The sequence below is a fragment of the Vibrio sp. 704 genome, from assembly GCF_033339295.1.
This window is the reverse complement of the sequence record NZ_JAWOUH010000231.1, coordinates 1-863: the sequence shown is the minus strand read 5'-3', so window position 1 is coordinate 863 and position 863 is coordinate 1. Positions and strand designations below refer to the sequence as shown.

Sequence of the window (863 nt, the reverse complement as noted above, 5' to 3'; positions counted from 1 at the left end):
ATCCTAATCGTCTTGCTCAACCTGGAGAGGGCGCAACGCTTGCGGCCTTAATTCCTGAGAACAAGCGAGCAGTCACCATTCGTGTAAATGACGTTATCGGCGTAGCAGGTTTCCTACTGCCGGGTAACAAAGTGGATGTGTTGAACACGGTGAGCTATGGCAAAGGCAAGCAAGCGACCACACTCACGGTGTTAAAAAATATCAATGTATTAGCAGTCGACCAAACAGCAAAAACTAACGACAACAAACCCGTGATCGTTCGTGCAGTCACATTGGAAGTTACCCCGAAAGAAGCGGAAAAACTGCTTTCTGCTAACAGCAAGGGTGAGATCCAACTGGCTTTGCGTAACCCTCATGAAGTCGATAAACCTGTTGTTGCAAAAAAATATACCCCTCGACCTAGTGTGACCATCATTAAGGGATCTCAGGCATCCAGTGTCCGAGTCAGTAATTAGGTGAATTATGAAAACAATAATATTACTCGTTAGCCAGTTACTTTTTGTTAGCTTGTCTGTTCATGCGGCAACCGCGCAGTCTGGAAGAGTTGTTTCTGTTGCGCATCATCAATCTACACAATTGGTGATTTCAGGTAAGGCCAAAAAGGTGACGTTAGGGGATCCAGAAGTATTGGATATCGTGGTTCTAAGATCGAATGAACTGTTCTTGATTGGTAAAAAACTAGGAACGACCACTGTGTCAGTTTGGGATAGTCGTGGCCGATTGATCGAACAGTTTAATGTCGAAGTCACTCACGATTTAAATACGCTTAAATCTAAGTTGTTCCAGTTCTTGCCGGACGAAAGTATCGAAGTGCATAGCGCTCAAGAGAAAGTCGTTCTCAGAGGTTTGGTCAGCAGTCAGCA

The 863-nt window shown here is 44.7% G+C and carries 2 protein-coding genes; both read left to right on the top strand.

Features of this window, described 5'->3' with window-relative positions:
- Positions 1 to 455 (top strand): Flp pilus assembly protein CpaB (gene cpaB / locus R7R24_RS25640; protein WP_318119931.1); only part of this gene is annotated, 455 nt, incomplete at its 5' end.
- 7 nt (positions 456 to 462) lie between these two features.
- Positions 463 to 863 (top strand): pilus assembly protein N-terminal domain-containing protein (locus R7R24_RS25635; RefSeq protein ID WP_318119930.1); only part of this gene is annotated, 401 nt, incomplete at its 3' end.